The 17805-nt window shown below is 65.8% G+C and carries 8 protein-coding genes, 1 tRNA gene, 1 pseudogene and 1 riboswitch; of the genes and pseudogenes, 5 read left to right on the forward strand and 5 right to left on the reverse strand.

Translation table 11 applies throughout. From position 1 onward, the window contains the following. Positions 1 to 41 precede the first annotated feature (41 nt). Both tsf and rpsB read right to left on the reverse strand, forming a co-directional pair. Positions 42 to 938 (reverse strand): translation elongation factor Ts, encoded by an 897-nt coding sequence (gene tsf, locus A4F85_RS00290; RefSeq protein ID WP_034396180.1) that lies wholly within the window; start codon positions 936 to 938, stop codon positions 42 to 44. A gap of 113 nt (positions 939 to 1051) precedes the next feature. Continuing rightward, positions 1052 to 1804 (reverse strand): 30S ribosomal protein S2, encoded by a 753-nt coding sequence (gene rpsB, locus A4F85_RS00295; protein WP_012206747.1) that lies wholly within the window; start codon positions 1802 to 1804, stop codon positions 1052 to 1054. A 370-nt stretch (positions 1805 to 2174) separates the two neighbouring features. Here rpsB and A4F85_RS00300 point away from each other — a divergent pair, with 370 nt between their 5' ends. Further along, complete coding sequence (locus A4F85_RS00300) at positions 2175 to 3446, forward strand: FAD-dependent oxidoreductase (protein ID WP_063325297.1); 1272 nt, start codon at positions 2175 to 2177, stop codon at positions 3444 to 3446. Between the two features lie 43 nt (positions 3447 to 3489). Beyond that, positions 3490 to 5067 (forward strand): NAD(P)H-hydrate dehydratase, encoded by a 1578-nt coding sequence (locus A4F85_RS00305; protein WP_063325298.1) that lies wholly within the window; start codon positions 3490 to 3492, stop codon positions 5065 to 5067. A gap of 6 nt (positions 5068 to 5073) precedes the next feature. On the opposite strand, the pseudogene rnr reads toward A4F85_RS00305, so the two are convergent. Further along, positions 5074 to 7657: pseudogene (rnr, locus tag A4F85_RS00310) on the reverse strand (ribonuclease R). A 34-nt stretch (positions 7658 to 7691) separates the two neighbouring features. Here rnr and A4F85_RS00315 point away from each other — a divergent pair. Continuing rightward, a tRNA-Leu gene (locus A4F85_RS00315) sits at positions 7692 to 7776 on the forward strand. Positions 7777 to 7916: 140 nt separating this feature from the next. Here A4F85_RS00315 and A4F85_RS00320 read toward each other — a convergent pair. Both A4F85_RS00320 and A4F85_RS00325 read right to left on the reverse strand, forming a co-directional pair. Beyond that, complete coding sequence (locus A4F85_RS00320; protein WP_063325299.1) at positions 7917 to 10538, reverse strand: DUF349 domain-containing protein; 2622 nt, start codon at positions 10536 to 10538, stop codon at positions 7917 to 7919. 154 nt (positions 10539 to 10692) lie between these two features. Beyond that, positions 10693 to 14511: a DUF748 domain-containing protein gene (locus A4F85_RS00325; protein ID WP_063325300.1), complete on the reverse strand. Its 3819-nt coding sequence runs from the start codon at positions 14509 to 14511 to the stop codon at positions 10693 to 10695. 769 nt (positions 14512 to 15280) lie between these two features. Between A4F85_RS00325 and A4F85_RS00330 the strand changes: the two genes are divergently transcribed. Next, on the forward strand, positions 15281 to 16192 hold the full coding sequence (locus A4F85_RS00330) for a lytic transglycosylase domain-containing protein (RefSeq protein WP_063325301.1): 912 nt from the start codon (positions 15281 to 15283) through the stop codon (positions 16190 to 16192). 137 nt (positions 16193 to 16329) lie between these two features. Next, positions 16330 to 16505: riboswitch (ZMP/ZTP riboswitch) on the forward strand. Positions 16506 to 16539: 34 nt separating this feature from the next. Further along, positions 16540 to 17787, forward strand: coding sequence for a serine hydroxymethyltransferase (gene glyA, locus A4F85_RS00335; protein ID WP_034396192.1), 1248 nt, complete (start codon positions 16540 to 16542; stop codon positions 17785 to 17787). The last annotated feature ends 18 nt before the right edge of the window (positions 17788 to 17805 follow it).

Raw genomic sequence — 17805 nt, forward strand, 5'->3', positions numbered from 1 at the left:
GTGGTGGATGGTGAAGGGAACGGTTCAGGCGCTCAGACGAATCAGGCGCCAGCCTTGGCAGCGGCCACTTGGGCAGCCACTTCGGCAGCGAAGTCGTCAACCTTCTTTTCGATGCCTTCGCCGACCACGTACAGGGTGAAGCCCTTGACGTTGGTGTTGGCGGCCTTGAGCATCTGGGCCACGGTCTGCTTGCCGTCGGCAGCCTTCACGAAGACCTGGTCGGCCAGCGAGACTTCCTTCAGGTACTTCTGAACCGAGCCTTCGACCATCTTGGCGACGATCTCGGCAGGCTTGCCGGATTCGGCAGCCTTGGCGGCAGCAACGGTGCGTTCCTTTTCGATCAGCTCGGCAGGCACGTCAGCGCTGGTCACGGACACGGGCTTCATGGCGGCCACGTGCATGGCGACGTCCTTGGCAGCGGTTGCATCGCCTTCGAACTCGACGATCACGCCGATGCGCGAACCGTGCAGGTACGAAGCCAGGCTGGTGCCGTCGAAACGCTTGAAGCGGCGGAAGGACATGTTCTCGCCGATCTTGCCGATCAGGCCCTTGCGCACATCTTCCAGGGTGGGGCCGAAACCGTCCTGCTCATAGGCCAGTGCGCTCAGCGCGGCCACGTCAGCGGGGTTTTGCTCGGCGACCAGCTTGGCGGCGGCATTGGCCATCGCGATGAAGCTGTCGTTCTTGGACACGAAGTCGGTTTCGCTGTTGACTTCGATCATGGCACCCTGGTTGCCATTGATGAAGGCGGCGATCACGCCTTCGGCGGTCACGCGCGAGGCAGCCTTGCCAGCCTTGGTGCCGAGCTTGACGCGCAGCAGCTCTTCGGCCTTGACCAGATCGCCCTCGGCTTCGGTCAGGGCCTTCTTGCATTCCATCATGGGCGCGTCAGTCTTTGCGCGCAGTTCAGCCACCATGCTTGCGGTAATTGCAGCCATCGTATTTCTCCAATGTCAGTTCGATTCGTTACAGGATTTCGGCTAAAAAAACGGGGCTACCCTGAGCCCCGCTTCTTATTCAGCGACGAGGTCGCTCAGCCGGACAAGCTCAATCAGGCAGCGGATTCTTCCACTTCCACGAACTCGTCACCGCTCTCGCCGGATGCAGCCTTGACCACGTCGGTCAGTGCAGCAGCGCGGCCTTCCAGGATCGCGTCGGCGATGCCTTGGGCGTACAGTTGCACAGCCTTGGCAGAGTCGTCGTTACCGGGGATGACATAGTCGATGCCTTCGGGGTTGTGGTTGGAGTCAACCACGCCAACCAGGGGGATGCCCAGCTTCTTGGCTTCGGCCACGGCGATCTTGTGGAAGCCCACGTCGATCACGAAGATGGCGTCGGGCAGGCTGTTCATGTCCTGGATGCCGCCGATGTCCTTTTCCAGCTTTTCCAGTTCGCGAACGAACATCAGCTGTTCCTTCTTGCTCATGGCTTCCAGGCCGGCTTCTTGCTGGGCCTTCATTTCCTTCAGACGCTTGATGGACGTCTTGACGGTCTTGAAGTTGGTCAGCATGCCGCCCAGCCAACGCTGGTCAACGAAGGGCACGCCAGCGCGCTGGGCTTCTGCAGCCACCATTTCGCGGGCTTGGCGCTTGGTGCCGACCATCAGGATCGTGCCGCCGTTGGACGCCAGTTGCTTGACGAACTTCTGGGCGTCCTGGAACATCGGCAGCGACTTTTCCAGGTTGATGATGTGGATCTTGTTGCGGTGACCGAAGATGAAGGGGGCCATCTTGGGGTTCCAGAAACGGGTCTGGTGACCGAAGTGGACGCCTGCTTCCAGCATCTCGCGCATAGTGACGGACATATGAATACCTCAAAGGTTAGGTCTAAAATCCAGCCCGACAATTGCCCCCTGAAACACAGGGGGCAACACCTTGAAGGGACTGGTTTGCGATTGACTTTGCGCAGGATCCCCAAGCATGGGCAGGCGTTCTTGACGAACACCCCGCACCCAAAAGCTTTCGCCTGACCCCCGGCAATCGCGGAGAAAATCAGGGGGAACCCCTAGCAAAGCCGCAAGATTCTAGCACACGCCACCCTTCAACCGAGGCTTCGCTCTCAAAGCGCGCTCAGCGCGCCTCACGGCCGCGGCAGTTGCACAAGATGCACACACTCCTGTAGTGATAGCTGCATCCGCTTGATAATCCGGGCACTTCAGCAGATTCCACCCAAAAATGAACATCGCGATTGTGGGCGCCGGCAGCATTGGCGTTGCGACAGCCCACGCACTGGCACAGGCCGGCCACGAGGTCACCGTCTACGAGCGTCACGGCACCGCCGCCGAAGAAGCCAGCTTCGGACATGCCGGCTGGCTGGGTCCCAGCCTGCTCCAGCCCTGGAGCGTTCCCGGCCTTTCGACCGCCGAACGCTCCCCCGCCCTTCCCGGCCGGCAGGCCCTGCCGCGCCTGGGCTCTGGAAACCTTGCAGCCCAGCTGCGCTGGCTATGGCAATGGCGCCAGGCCGGACGGCAACTGCGCAAAGGCAACGCGCCCACAGCCGCCATGGCAGCGCTGGAGGCGCTCACGCAGCGCAGCCAGCAGTTCCAGCAATCGCTGTGGAGGCAATGGGAGTTTGACCCGGAATATGTCGCCGGAAGCCTGGTGCTGCTGGGCAGCGAGGCCGAGCACGAACAACTCAAGCCTGCGCTGGACGCACTGGCCGAGGCCGGCACGCGCTGCGAGGCTCTGGATGCCACCCAGACCCGGCTGCGCGAACCCGCTCTGGGCGAGGAAACCACGCTCGCAGGCGCCCTGTATTTTCCACAGGCAGGCGCAGCAAATGGCCGCCTTGCCACGCTGATGCAACGCCAGGCAGCGCAGTCGGCAGGAGCACGATTCGAGACGCAGCGCCTGGTGCAGAGATTGCAACCCGGCGGCGCCGGGCGCACCGCACGCCTGCAGTTGCTGGGCGAAGACACCCCCCGCTCGCACGACGCCATCGTCGTCTGCGCCGGCGCCGAGGCCGCGAACCTGCTCACGCCGCTGGGCCTGCGCCCACCCATGATCGCCCTGCACGGCTATGGCGTCAGCGCCCCTTTGCGCGAACAAGGTTATGCACCCCGCCACGCCATCGTGGACTGGAGTGAGCAGATGACCCTGGTCCGCCTGGGCCAGCGCATGCGCATCGTGGCCGGCGCAGAGCTGGGCCGCCGCAGCCCCATGCATGAGGCCACGCTGCAGCGCATGTATCACCGCCTCAACATGGTTTTTCCTGGCAGCGCGGTGCTGGCCTCGGGCGTACAGATCTGGCATGGCACGCGCATGTGCACGACCGATGGACTGCCGCTGGTGGGCGCCAGCGGACTGCCCGGCATCTGGCTCAACCTGGGACACGGCAGCTGCGGCGCCGCCATCGCGCAGGGGTGCGCAAGCATGCTGAGCGACCTGATGGACAACCGCGCCAGCTTCCTGGACAGCGCACTGCTCGACCCGCGCCGCTTCGGCTGATCGCCCCATCCACCACCTGGCGGCAGACCGCTATGCTCGGTCCATGCTGCGCATTCCCACATCCACCGCCTTGCCGCTGTTTGATACGGCGGCCACTCGCACCCTGGAACAGCAGGCGGCAGCCAGACTGCCCGCGCACAGCCTCATGCAACGCGCTGGTGCGGGCCTGGCACGCCTGGCACGCGCCATCGCTCCACATGCACGCTGCATCTGGATAGCCTGTGGCCCCGGCAACAACGGCGGCGATGGCTTGCAGGCAGCCGCCTGGCTGCAACAAAGCCTGAATGCGGCTCCAGAAAAGGCCCGCAGTTGCCGCATTCTGGTCAGCTGCGTGCGCGAACGCGCCCACATGCCAGACGATGCACGCGCCGCCTGGGACGCCGCCCACGAAGCCGGCGTGCAATGGACCGAGCACATGCCCGCCGACATGGGGCCACAGGACTTGTGCATTGACGCATTGCTGGGCATCGGCCTGCGCCAGCCAGACGCCGCAAGCCCACGCACCGGCACGAATGAGCGCCTGCTCACTCTGCTGCACAGCCTGCAGTCCAGCACCAGCCCGGTCCTTTGCGCGGACATAGCCTCCGGACTGGATGCCGACACCGGGCAGTACCTGCCTGGATTCGTACCCCCGAACGCACCAGGCAGCGCACGGCACACGCTGGCGCTGCTGACGCTGCAGCCCGGACTGTTCACAGGAAGTGGCCGCGATGCCTGCGGCCAGATATGGTGGGATGACCTGGACACGGGACTGGCGAAAGGCGAGCCAATCCTCACTCCCCTGCCCTGCGCACAACTGTTTTCACCAGGCGCCAGCACCCCGCGCCCGCATGCCAGCCACAAGGGAAGCTTTGGCGACGTGGCCATCCTTGGCGGAGAGGGGCTGGGACAGCGCGGCATTTCCATGACCGGTGCTGCCTGGCTGGCTGCCCTGGCCGCGCTGCATGGTGGCGCGGGGCGCGTGATGCTCGCCCTGCTCGATGCCTCGGCCGGCTCAGGCCAGGCCACCGCGCCCTGGCCCGAAATCATGCTGCGCAGCCCTGAAGCGCAGGACTGGCGCAGCACCACCGTGGCCTGCGGATGCGGGGGCGGCGTGGCGGTGCGCGCATGGCTGCCCCAGATATTGGAACAAGCCCCCAGGCTGGTGCTGGACGCAGACGCACTGAATGCCGTTGCCGAAGATGAATCGCTGGCCACACTCCTGAAAGAGCGCCGCCAGCGCGGCCTGCACACGGTGCTGACGCCCCACCCGCTGGAGGCCGCCCGCCTGCTGAAGACCAACACCGCACAGATCCAGGCACAGCGGCTGCACGCCGCCAGGCAGCTGGCGCAACGCTTCGACTGCACCGCACTGCTCAAAGGCTCCGGCACCGTGATCGCCGGGCCCCAGGGAAAGAGCGATGCACCGCCTTGCTGGATCAATCCCACGGGAAACGCCCGCCTGTCGACCGGAGGAACCGGCGATGTGCTGGCCGGGCTGATTGCCGCGCTGTGGGCTCAGGGCCTGGAGCCCACGCAGGCAGCAGCCCTGGCGGCCTGGCGCCATGGATTTGCAGCAGACCATTGGCCTGCGCACATCCCGTTCAGCGCCAGCGCACTGGCCCAGCAGCTCAGGGCATAAAAACCCTCAGGACTTGCGCCGGGGCTTGGATGTGTTGCCTGTCACCTTGGACTTGACGGCGCCCAAGGCCTTCTTGCCCAAGGCGCGCAGTGCCTGCACCGGCGACGGTGGGGGCAGCTGCGGCAGGCCGTGGGCAGCAGCATCCGTGGCCGCAGGCTTGCGTGCCTCGGACTTGCGCGCCTCGGACGCCCGGCCTCTGCGGGGTCGCGCAGCGGAGCCAGCGGATGATGGTTCCGCAACCGCCTCGCCCATGTCGCTCTGCCGCGCCGAGGTAGCCGGGCGCGGCTGGGCATTCGCATATTCAGCTTCCAGCGCGGCCAGGTTCACACCCTTGACCATGGCCTTTTTAGACGCCTTGCGCCCCTGCTTGCCGGCCGACGCCGCTGCATCAGACTCAGGCCTTGCACCGCCGGAGCCTCCCGAGTTGCGCTGCGCCCGCTTTTCCTTGGCATCGCGGCGGCCCCATTTTTCGCCCTGATGGGTTTCCGTGCGCGCCGGCGTCCTGCCGGGCCGGCCCGAGGCCGGCTGCTCTTCGCCATCGCGCACCAGGCGGAAATCGATGCGCCGGCCATCCAGGTCCACGCGGCTAACCTGCACGCGCAGCCGCGTGCCGATGCCATAGCGAATGCCCGAGCGCTCGCCGCGCAGTTCCTGGCGCGCCTCGTCAAAGCGGAAATAGTCGCCGCCCAGCTCGGTGATGTGGACCAGCCCCTCCACATACATGGCATCGAGCGTGACGAAGATGCCGAAGGTGGTCACCGCAGAGACCATGCCGCCGAACTCCTCGCCCAGATGCTCGCGCATGTACTTGCACTTGAGCCAGGCTTCGACATCGCGGCTGGCCTCGTCGGCCCGGCGCTCGTTGGCACTGCAGTGCAGGCCGGCGGCTTCCCAGGCCTGGACCTCGGCGGCGGGCGCGCGCTTGCGCGGCTTCTGGCCGGGTGGGCTGACGCGTGATGCCAGACGCTTGGCCAGCTTGGCCTCGGCTTCTCCGGGGGTGGGCAGCTCGGGCAGGCGATAGTGCGTGCCTTCGAGCTCGGCCTTGATCACGCGGTGCACCAGCAAATCGGGATAGCGGCGGATCGGGCTGGTGAAGTGCGTATAGGCGTCGAATGCCAGGCCGAAGTGGCCCGAATTCTCGGGCGTGTAGAAGGCCTGCATCATCGAGCGCAGCAGCATGGTGTGGATCTGCTGGGAGTCGGGACGGTCCTTGGTGGCGTTGGCAATGGCCTGGAACTCGGATGTGGCCGGGTTCTCGCTCAGCGCCACACCGACACCCATGGCCTTCAGATAGTTGCGCAGAATGTCCTGCTTTTCCAGCGAGGGCTTGTCGTGCACGCGGAACAGGCCGACGCGACCGCTTTGCTCAATGAAGTCCGCACTGCAGACATTGGCGGCCAGCATGGCCTCCTCGATCAGCTTGTGCGCCTCGTTGCGCGTGCGCGGCACGATCTTCTCGATGCGGCCATTCTCGTCACAGACGATCTGCGTCTCCGTGGTCTCGAAGTCCACGGCGCCGCGCGCCTCGCGCGACTTGAGCAGCGCCTGGTAGACACCATGAAGATTGAGCAAGTCACCCACGCGCTCCGAGCGCCGGGCAGCCTCCGGGCCACGCGTATTGGCCAGGATGGCCGCCACCTCGGTATAGGTGAAGCGCGCATGGCTGTGCATCACCGCCGGATAGAACTGATAGGCATGGATCTCGCCCTTGGCGGTGATCAGCATGTCGCAGACCATGCACAGGCGGTCCACATCGGGGTTGAGCGAGCACAGGCCATTGCTCAGCTTCTCGGGCAGCATGGGGATCACGCGGCGCGGGAAATAGACGCTGGTGGCGCGGTCATAGGCATCGATGTCGATGGCGCTGCCCGTGGTCACGTAGTGGCTCACATCGGCAATCGCCACCAGCAGGCGCCAGCCCTTGCTGCGCCCGACCTTGGCGGGCTCGCAGTAGACGGCATCGTCGAAATCGCGCGCGTCCTCGCCGTCGATGGTCACCAGGGGCACATCGGTCAGATCGATGCGCTTCTTGCAGTCGGCAGGCCGCACCCTGTCCGGCAGCGCCTTGGCCTGCGCCAGGCAGGCATCGGAAAACACATGCGGGACGCCGTACTTGCGCACCGCGATCTCGATCTCCATGCCGGGATCATCAACTTCACCGAGCACTTCGATGATGCGTCCCACGGGCTGGCCGAACAGCGCAGGCGCCTCGGTCAGTTCCACCACCACCACTTGGCCGATCTTGGCCGATCCTGTGGCATTGGCGGGGATCAGGATGTCCTGACCGTAGCGCTTGTCCTCGGGCGCCACCAGCCACACACCGCTTTCCTGCAAGAAGCGGCCAATGATGTTGTGCGCAGGGCGCTCGATGATCTCGACCACACGGCCTTCAGGCCGGCCGCGGCGGTCCTGGCGCACGATGCGGACCTTCACGCGGTCCTTGTGCAGCACGGCACGCATTTCATTGGGGGGGAAGGAAGATGTCGCCTTCGCCGTCATCGCGGATGACGAAGCCATGTCCGTCGCGGTGCCCCTGCACACTGCCCTCGATTTCGTCGTTCACATCGGCGCTTTTGGCGTGAGGGTTCATTTTCTTGGTATACAATCTAAATCTTTCCTGAGATGCCCAGGTGGCGGAATTGGTAGACGCACTAGTTTCAGGTACTAGCGGGTAACTCCGTGGAGGTTCGAGTCCTCTCCTGGGCACCAAACATGAAAAGGCCGTTGCACATGCAACGGCCTTTTTTCTTGGGCGCTGCAGACGCATTGGCCTCAGAAGACCGCATCCATGGCGCAAAAAAAGGGAGCCAGCGGCTCCCTTCCTGGATGAGAGGATCACCTCCCGTGCATCACTTGCGCAGCAGTTGCTTGAGCACGTTCTGCAGGCGGCGCGCGCTGGCATCATCGCGCGGCGATGCCAGCACCCGGGCGGCATCGTTGCCCCAGGTTTCCTGCGGAGCAGGATCGTTGCGGCGCGTCAGCAGCTGCAGCTGCAGGGCACGGCGGGCGCTCAGATGTTCCGCAGGTGTGGGAACGTCGGCGGCCATTTCAAGGCGCAGCAGGGCTTCGCCCGCGTCTCCCTTGGGCGCCTGACCCAGGGCCTGCGACCAGGCACTGCGCACTTGTGCAGACACACGGCCGCCAAGCTGCTGGGCAGCCGGCATCTGGGCAGCATCACGCGACTCCCATGCCGCCATCAACTGGGTCAGTGCCTCACCATGGGCCTGGGCCGCGAGCTTGCGCAGGGCGTCCTGGGCATGTTCCATGGCTTCACGCTGGGCGCGGAAGGCGGGGTCCGCCAGGCGCGGTCCGCGCTCTTCGCGCGGCTCGCGGCTGAAACGGCCACTGTCGCGGCTGTCTCGGCCATCCCGGCCACGGCCACCATCGCGGCGGTCGCCAGGACGGGCAGCACGTGCACCGCCCTCTTCCTTCTTCATGCCAGGACGATCGTCGCCGCGCACGGCAACCACGGGGCGCACCGGCACCGGCTTGGCTTCGGATTCTTCCGAACTAGCAGCAGCAGCAGCGGCAGGTTCCTGCGCTGGCTGGGCCGCATTCACGGAAGCATCGGCACGGCCACGCAGCGCTTGCTCCAGGGCCTCCACCGCAGCGCGGATTTGCTGCACGTCACCCGAGGTATTGGCAGCTTCCACGGCCTGAGACGCTTCCAGCACGCGGCGATCATGGTCGCTGAGCGCCACGGCTGCGGCGCGGGGGCCCCGCTCGGTGCCCTTGCGGTTGAAGGCTTCGTCCAGTGGCTTGCGGAAGGCATCCCAGAGCTTTTGCTCGTGCTTGCGGTCCAGAGGCACGGCCTGCGCCTCGGCCTGCCAGCGCTGCTGCAGGGCCTTGACGGCGTCGATGCGCAGGCTGGGCGCTGCGCCCAGCGCCGTGGCTTCGTCGATCATGGCGTGGCGACGCTGCAGGCTGGCCTTTTGCGCGGCATGCAACGGGGCCTCGGCCAGGGCCATGGCCTGCTTGAACTGGGGTTGCAGTTCGGCAAACAGCTTCTCGCCGATGTGGCCGCTTTCACGCCAACGTTCAGCGAACTGGCGCAGTGCGCGCGCCGCGCCCTTGAGGTCTTCGCTGGCGGACTGCTGTGCTGCCCAGGCCTTGATCTCTTCGATCAGCGCCAGGCGCTGTGCCTTGGACTGGGTGGTTTCGGTGCGCAGCTTGTCGTGCCAGGACTCGACCACCTTGTGGGCCGTGTTGCAGGCTTCGTCAAACTTCTTCCACAGTGCGTGGTTGGCTGAGCTGCCCTGGTCGGCCAGCTTCCATTGCTCGCGCAGGCTGCGCAGCGATTCCTGGATCTTGCGGCCACCCAGCGCCTGGCCTTCAGGGCGGTTCAGCAGGGCTTCCGCCTTGGCAACCAGTTCCTCGCGCAGCTTGTCGGCGTTCTGGCGCGGCCAGCCCTCGGACTCGCCAGCTGCCAGAAGGGCCTCATGCACCTTGGTGACCAGTGCATCGTCCACCAGGCGGCCATGGGCCTTGATGGCGGCGCGCACGGCCTGCACGGCGGCGGAACCGGCCTTGCTTTCGCCGGCAGCCGTCTCGGCCTGGAGCTGCTCCAGCGCCTGGGTCAGTGCACTGCTGGCGGCAGCCACCTGCTCAGGCGATGTCTTCGCCTTGGGCTGGGCTGCGCTGCGGGCAGCGGGAGCGGGCTTGGACGGCTCGGCAGCCGCTGCCTCGGGAGGCAGGCCACGCGCCACGCGCAGCTCATCGGCCCACACGGGCACGGTGGGCAGCGGAGCGGCTTCGTCGGCGGCGGCAGCTTCGGTCAGCGCCAGTGCAGACTGGAAGGCATCCCAGACCAGGATCAGCTGTGCGCTGGCGGCTTCCAACTGGGGCGGGAAACGTCCGTCCACGCTGGCCCAGTTGTCATCGCCAGTCAGTTCGCCGGCCTGCTCCTGCCAACGGGCCACGTCGGCGCGCAGGTTGTCGAGCACAGCCTGGGCATCGCGCCAGGGCTTGGTGGACAGGACCTCGATGCGCTGGGCCAGCAAAACGGCCACTTCGCGCTGGACCTGCACGCGGTGCTGCAGCTCCTCGATGGCCTTGACACGCTCGGCCAGCTGGGCCTTGTGCTGCGACAGAGGCTCACGCGACAGCGGGGCGCCCGCCTTGGCGGCGTCGCGCTGCCAGGCGATGGCGTCGGCGGCATTGAAGGGCGATGCGACCAGCAGCGCCTGGGCCTTTTCAGCCCACTCCACTGCGATCTTTTCCTGGTCCTTGGTGCGGCGGATCTCGTCCAGGCGCTCACGCACGGCACGGGCCGCGCCCTTGTCGCGCGCGCTCAGTTCCTTGAGGACGTCCTGCAATTGCTCGACCGAAGGCTGGGTTGCCAGCCAGTCGCGGATGCGCGCGGCGCGATCACCCGAGGTTTCGGCGGAGAAGGCACCGCCCGTGAGCACATCCAAGGGGTGTTGTTCGGGATTCTTGGCAGAAGCAGGGCTCACTTCAGGTGCATCGGACATGGTGCTGCGGGGGGAAAGAGAAGACATGAATCAATCGTTGAATGTCTGGCTGCCGCGGGCCGCCAGACGCGGCCGGCCAGGCCGCATGCGGGCATGCTAGCCGGACCGGGAAAACCATATTCTCGCCGTTATTTGAAGCGGAGCCAAAACCGGGCTACTGCGTGGACAGGCTGAGCTGGGCGCGCGGACTCCATTCCTGGTCGTCGGAGTCCAGTTTTGGAGCCCCCAGAAACAGGCGCTCAAGCGGCAACTGCTGCTGGGCAAGGTAGTCGCGCACGGCCACGGCGCGGGCCAGCGCCAGTTCGCGCATGGCGTCGTCGGGCACGGCAATCTGCTCCAGCAGCAGACTTCGCATCTGGTCGGTGGGCAGGTCCTTGGCCATGCCGATGACATTGCGCGGCTTGGCAAAGTCGGCGCGACTGTACAGCGCCTTGGTCAAGGCCGGTACCTCGGAGGCAGGCAACTCGGTCACGGACTCTGCCGACTTGCCGTCGCGCAGCACCTGGCGGCGTTTCTGGGCGAGCAGCAGGCGATCGAGCTCCGCCTGCTTCCAGGCCTCTTTGTCCTGTGCCTCGCGCGCCTCGCCGATCACGGTGAGCTTGAGGGCCGGGCGATCCTTGAGGGAGGCAACCACCTTGTCCAGGCTCTCGCGGGCCTTGCCGTCGATCTGGGCACGCCCCGGCGCAAAGGCCACCACGCCCGATTCGCTGCCGCCCCCCAAAGCGCCCGACAGCAGCGAGAACGGCGAGGTGATGGCCTTCATGATCAGGTTGCCAATGATCTTGAAGATGACCGGCGCCAGCCTGAATTGCGGGTCGTTGAGCGAGCCGCTGACCGGCAGGTCCAGGTCGATGACTCCGTTGCGGTCAGCCAACAGCGCCACCGCCAGGCGCACGGGCAGCGAGGCGGGCGCGCCTTCGACGGCTTCGCCGAAAGTGAGCTGATGCAGCACGAGCTTGTTGCGCGCCGTGAGCTGGCCATCGGGCTCGATCTTGTAGTTGACGTCCATGCTGAGCTTGCCGCGCTCGATCCCGTGGCCCGCGTACTTGATGGAGTACGGCGACAGCGGGGGCAGTTCCAGGTCGCGCATCTGGGCTCGTATGTCCAGGGCCAGCGGCTTGGCCAGCGGATTGACCTGGCCGGTGATCTCCAGCGAAGCCGTGCCCTGGGCGCGGCCGCGCAGTTCCACATCCGCCAGTTGCGGCGCCTGCTGGCTGGCAGGCTGCTCGGACGAGAAGGCGCTCAGGCGGCCCGCCAGCTCGCTGAGGTCGGCCGAGTAGTTGGGCTGGATGAAGTAGTCGGAGAACTGGACCCTGCCGCCCGTCAGCACAATCGGCCCGATCTTGATGACGGGCGCAGGCCCGGAGGCAGCCTGCGGCGGCGCCGGTTCGACAGAAGCCGCCGTGCCCTCCGCGGCCGGCGCGGCGTTCTGCTCAAGGGACTGCTGGGACTTCGCCGATTTGACGATGTCCTGCAGGTTGATGCGCCCGTTGCGCTGCACGATGACGCGCGCAAAGAAGTCGCTGAGCGCCGTCTCGCGCACGCTCAGGCGCAGGGGCTGGGCGGGCTGCATCTGCAGGTCAAGGCCGCGCACGGCCAGCGTCTTCCAGGCCACGAGTTCATCGCGCAGGCCGAGTCCCAAGGCAACCGACCGGGCCTTGGCCCGGTCGGCCGTGGACTCGCTGAGCACGGCAGCCACGGCACCTGCCGCCGTGCGTGGCGCGCCCTGCCCTGCGGCCTCGCCCGCCGCTTGCACGGGAGAGGCCAGCGCGGAGCGCATGCGCAGATCCACGAGCTCGACATCCCCCTGCACCGCCAGCTCGGGGCCGGCCGGTTGGCTGACAAAGCGCAGTTGTCCGAGGAAATTTCCGTCGGCACGCACCAACTCGACATTGAGCATGTCGGCAAAGTAGGGCTCCAGCGCATGCAGCGGCAGGCTGCGCGCCTGCAATTTGCCCTGAAGCGACAGCGGCGCCAGCCCCAGGTCCCCCCGCAGGCTCAGCGAGCCCGCCTGGACGCGCCGGCCCGAGCCGACCTGGGCGGACAGCTCCAGCGGCGTGGGCGCGGATTTGGCGGCCAGCGGCTCGATGGCGCCCATGCGAAGGCGCAGTGAACCCAGGTCCAGCGACACGGTGCGCGCCGAATCCGCGTTGCGCACGGGCGCTTCGTCACGCAGCGCAATGGCGCCGCCATCGACCTCCACCGCCTGCAGCTTCAGCCCCCAGGGCCGGGACTTGTCCTTGCCGGCGTCCTGCGATGCGGGTGCTGAGGAGGCGGGCGGCAGCCATTGCTCGTACATCCACCGGCCCTGGGCATCGCGCAACACGGCCAGCTGCGGCTTTTGCAATGCCAGGCGGCCAACGGAGACCTGCTGGCTGGCCAGATTGACCTGCACCTGTTCCAGCTGCAGGTGCGCGATATCGACGGGCGCGGCCTTGTCCTTGAGGCTCAACTGCTCCACGCCCAGCCCGGCCACCTGAACCACCATGGCGGAACCGTTCCAGCCCAGGCCGGCGTCGGTGCTCAACAGGCCCGTCAGCTCGGATTTGATATGGGCAGAAAGGTACGGTGCTGCCAGTTGCAGCGGCAATTGCCGCGCTGAGATGGCCAGTTGGCCCTGCTTGTCGGTCAAGGCGCCTCGCAGCTGCAACTCGGCAGGTTTCGCCCCCTCCCCCGCCGATTCGGGCTGCACCTGCATGCTGGCAGCAAGCTGCAGCGGTTGCTCCAGGGGCCAGCGGATATCGCGCACCTGTAACGACAGCTCGCGCGCCTGCAGCGCAGCGCCCGACTTTCCAGCGTCGGGAGCGGCATCGCGCCAGTGCACCGTGGCATTGGCAACGGACAGCCTGTCCAGGCTGACCTTCCACGGCTGGGGCGCGTCGGAGGCAGGCTTTTCCGCTGCCGGCCTGGCATCCGGGGAGGAAGCCCCCCCCATCGCCGTCCAATTGATGCGGCCTTGCGCATCGCGGGCCGCAAAAATCTCGGGGGCGCTCCACTGCACGGACTCCAGCTCCGCAACCGATTGCAGCGGCTGCACGTTCTTGAGCACGGCGGCCAGGCGCTCGAAGCGCAGCAGGGGGGCGCCGTCGCGGTCGTGCAGCTCGGCGCCGGACAGGCTGACCTCCCCAGTGATGCGGACCACGGCCTGCTCGGCCTGCTCAAAGGAGATGTGCAGGTTGGCATCCAGCACGCCGGAACGCGGCTTGACAGGTGCGGTGACGGGCACATAGCCCAAATAAGGTGTCAGGTCCACGCCCTGCCAGCTCAGATCGACAGCGGTCTGGCGCTGCTCGGTGAAGGGCGTGCTCTGGGCGCTGGATTCAAACCGGCTGCCGTTGAGCGCAAAGGACAGGTGCGGGAGCACCTTGATCTCGCGCTTGGACTCCAGGTTGCTGATGAAGGGCAGGCGCAGCTGCAACTGCTCGAGCATGTGCTGGCGCTCCCGGACCTCGTCCTGCAATTCCACGCGGCCGTCGCGCAGCGCAATGTTGTACAGCGCAAAGCCCACGGGCCTGGAGGGCGGCGTGTCGCCGGGTTCGGCCAGCCTGGCCAGCACATCGTCCACATCGAAATGCCCCAGGCTCTGCTGGGTCAGGCGCAGCACCGGCGCATCGACCTCGATGGCATCCAGCACCGGCGCCAGCCGAAACAGCGACTGGATACTGGCATTGACATAGATGCGGTCGATCTGAAGCTGGGGGGACGAAGATGAAGACGGCACGGACTCCGGCGCCGCGCCTTCCGCCTGGCTCCTGGCAATGCGCAGGTCCCTCAGGGTCAGCTCCAGCGACCAGGGCCGGAACTCCACCGCACCCACACGGACCTGACGACCCAGCTTGGCCGATGCCTGCTTTTCCAGTTGACTCTTGGCCACAACGGGCACCAGCGCCCACAGCAGCAGCCACAGCAAAAGGAACGCCACAAGGGCGATGGCCAGCCTGCGCAGCCAGCGGTGCTTGAAGAGAGATTGCATGGGGCTCTGGTAACTAGTACAGCCCTCATCCTGGGACACAGGACAGGGCAACGGCTGCATTGCACCAGAAATTGGGGCGGCAGCAACGGCTGGGTCCGCACTACGGCACATTTCTTGACGTTGCGGCCATCCTTGAACGACAAAGCCCGGAAGCCGTGAACCGGCTTCCGGGCTTTACGGCGGGCACAAGTCCCGACCGTTTTCCGCAGTCAAGGAGAGGATGGTCCTTGCTGCTTGGAAGCAAGAGATTGCTTCCAGGAAGGCCGCGGAAGAAGACTTGAACCACGGTGTCCGCACTATCGAACACCACTTTTACCTGTCTTCCACCTTGGCGAGACGACTGCAGGAGCAGTCGCCTCCAATATAGAAGGACGCAGGGTCGGCCTGCCAGTGCTTTTGCATTTCATTGCAATTTCATGACGCACTCTGAAAACGGCGGAAGCGACGTACATCGGTAGCACGCCACCCGCTCTTCAAGACCTCAAAACTGTGTTTGCATCCATGGTTTGTTATTATTCATTGATCTAAAAAGTTGATTTCATAGTGTTGACCGTGTATTTGGTGAACTCCTAGAATCCGCCAGCGCTCGAATAGAGCGTTTTTTGTTTCTGCTGCCTCACGACTGAGCAGATCCCGCAGGCCTACAACGCAATGGCGCACCAAGCGCCAGCCTCCCGGATCCGCAGCACCCAATCCAGGGTGTCAGCCTCACCGGCCTTCGCTTCGGCGAAGGCCGTTTCGGGTTGGTGCCCCTAGAAAGGAAAAAGCTATGCCAGCGTCAGGAAAATTTTTCGCCGCCGCGCGAACGTTCGCCATCGATGTGGCCAACGGTTTTCTTGCCATCATCCACAACAGCTTCGCCCTGCTGGGCCTTGCTGTGGCCTTCATGGCCATCACCTTGTTCGCCCGCCCTGACCTGCGCGATGCCGGAGAGAGCCAGCTGCGCTCCTGGCTGACCGCTCGCCAGATGGCCGAGCTGGGTGTTCCCGTCGAACTCGCTGCCAGCGATCGGGCGACGGCGACCAACCCCAAGAACCTGCCCAAGGAGCAGGCAGCCGTGGCCTTCTGGCTCAGCAAGAAGTACCGCGTGGCGCCCGAGCCCATCGCGGCACTGGTCAGCGAGGCCTATGACCTGGGCAAGGTCAACCGCCTGGACCCGACGCTGATCCTGGCCATCATGGCCATCGAGTCCAGCTTCAACCCGTTTGCGCAAAGCGCTGTCGGCGCGCAGGGCCTGATGCAGGTGATGACCACGGTGCATACCGACAAGTATGAGAACTTCGGTGGCCAGAATGCTGCCTTCGACCCGGTCAGCAATCTGCGCGTGGGCGTGCGCGTGCTCAAGGAATGCATCGAGCGCGCCGGCTCCATCGAAGGAGGCCTGCGCTACTACGTGGGCGCGGCCAACCTGCCCACCGATGGTGGCTACGCCGCCAAGGTGCTGGCCGAGCACCAGCGCCTGCGCATGGCCGCCGGCCTGCGTGCCGTGCCTTTGATGACCGCCAAGGTCGATCAGCCCCGGCAGGCTGTACAGGTTGCCTCCACCAAGCCGGCCCCCCCCGTGGCCGAGGCCTCGGGCCCGGCAGCAGCGGCTGCGCCTGCAGCCGTGCCGGTCAGCTCGAGCAATACCTCTGCCCGCTCCGAGCAGGTGGCCCTTCAGTCCCAGGAGCCGGCGCTGTAGCCTGACTTCACGGCATAGTGAATGCACAGCTGGCCAAGGCCAGCTTTTTTCATGCCCGATCCAACTGCAGGTGGCCCACGCAAACGCCTTCTGCAACGCCCCTGCCAGATCTTCGGCGCCACCGGCTCAGCTACACTAGCGGGGTACGCAACTGGCGATAGGCGCAGCCGCTTCACGCACCGCTGCCGCTGACGTGGAAACCAGCAGAAGGCCCGAGAAGGACCACCTTCTGTGAACCACCGGGGAGCGTACCGCCCAGCCTCCATGCGCACGCGGGATCTGGAGTGTTCCGCCGTTCGCCTGGGCAGCCCTTGGCCTCAAGGGAATTTCAAGTTCACAGGACTGCCATGTTTCAACGCACCAATACCGTCGAGAAGGTCGACGCCGAAGTCTTTGCCGCCATCCAGGCCGAGAACCTGCGTCAACAAGAACATATCGAGCTGATCGCCAGCGAGAACTATTGCTCGCCTGCCGTCATGGAAGCCCAGGGCTCCCAGCTCACCAACAAGTACGCCGAAGGCTATCCGGGCAAGCGCTACTACGGTGGCTGCGAGAACGTCGATGTGGTCGAGCAGCTCGCCATCGACCGCGTCAAGAAGCTGTTCGGCGCCGAAGCCGCCAACGTGCAGCCCAACTCCGGCTCCCAGGCCAACCAGGCCGTGCTGATGGCCTTTGCCAAGCCCGGCGACACCATCATGGGCATGAGCCTGGCCGAAGGCGGTCACCTGACGCACGGCATGCCGCTGAACATGTCGGGCAAGTGGTTCAACGTGGTCTCCTACGGCCTGAATGCCGAAGAAGCCATCGACTACGACAAGATGGAAGCGCTGGCGCGCGAGCACAAGCCCCGCATCATCGTGGCCGGCGCATCGGCCTACGCCCTGGCCATCGATTTCGAGCGCTTCGCCAAGATCGCCCGGGAAGTCGGCGCCATCTTCTGGGTGGACATGGCCCACTATGCCGGCCTGATCGCCGCAGGCGTGTACCCCAACCCCGTGCCCCACGCCGACGTGGTCACCACCACCACGCACAAGAGCCTGCGCGGCCCGCGCGGCGGCGTGATCCTGATGAAGGCCGAGCACGAGAAGGCCATCAACAGCGCCATCTTCCCCGGCCTGCAAGGCGGCCCGCTGATGCATGTCATTGCCGGCAAGGCCGTGGCCTTCAAGGAAGCGCTGTCGCCCGAGTTCAAGACCTACCAGGAGCAGGTCGTGAAGAACGCCAAGGTTGTCGCGGAAACGCTGACAGCACGCGGTCTGCGCATCGTCTCCGGCCGCACGGAAAGCCACGTCATGCTGGTGGACCTGCGCGCCAAGGGCATCACCGGCAAGGCGGCCGAAGCCGCGCTGGGTGCCGCCCACATGACGATCAACAAGAACTCCATCCCCAACGATCCCGAAAAGCCGATGGTGACCAGCGGCATCCGCGTGGGCACGCCCGCCATGACCACGCGCGGCTTCAAGGAAGAGGAAGCCCGCCTGACAGCCAACCTGCTGGCCGACGTGCTGGAGAACCCCGCCGACGAAGCCAACCTGGCCCGCGTGCGCGCCCAGGTGGCCGAGCTGACGGCCCGCTTCCCGGTCTACGGCGCCTGAGTTGCACGCATAGAGGCC

It is taken from the genome of Delftia sp. GW456-R20, from assembly GCF_001622915.1.
In the GTDB taxonomy this organism is placed as follows: Bacteria; Pseudomonadota; Gammaproteobacteria; order Burkholderiales; family Burkholderiaceae_C; genus Comamonas; species Comamonas acidovorans.

Coding starts and splice junctions, on each gene's coding strand:
- A4F85_RS00330 (WP_063325301.1), top strand. CDS start 15,281: ATGCCAGCGTCAGGAAAATTTTTCGCCGCCGCGCGAACGTTCGCCATC.
- A4F85_RS00320 (WP_063325299.1), bottom strand. CDS start 10,538: ATGTCCGATGCACCTGAAGTGAGCCCTGCTTCTGCCAAGAATCCCGAA.
- A4F85_RS00300 (WP_063325297.1), top strand. CDS start 2,175: ATGAACATCGCGATTGTGGGCGCCGGCAGCATTGGCGTTGCGACAGCC.
- tsf (WP_034396180.1), bottom strand. CDS start 938: ATGGCTGCAATTACCGCAAGCATGGTGGCTGAACTGCGCGCAAAGACT.
- A4F85_RS00325 (WP_063325300.1), bottom strand. CDS start 14,511: ATGCAATCTCTCTTCAAGCACCGCTGGCTGCGCAGGCTGGCCATCGCC.
- rpsB (WP_012206747.1), bottom strand. CDS start 1,804: ATGTCCGTCACTATGCGCGAGATGCTGGAAGCAGGCGTCCACTTCGGT.
- A4F85_RS00305 (WP_063325298.1), top strand. CDS start 3,490: ATGCTGCGCATTCCCACATCCACCGCCTTGCCGCTGTTTGATACGGCG.
- glyA (WP_034396192.1), top strand. CDS start 16,540: ATGTTTCAACGCACCAATACCGTCGAGAAGGTCGACGCCGAAGTCTTT.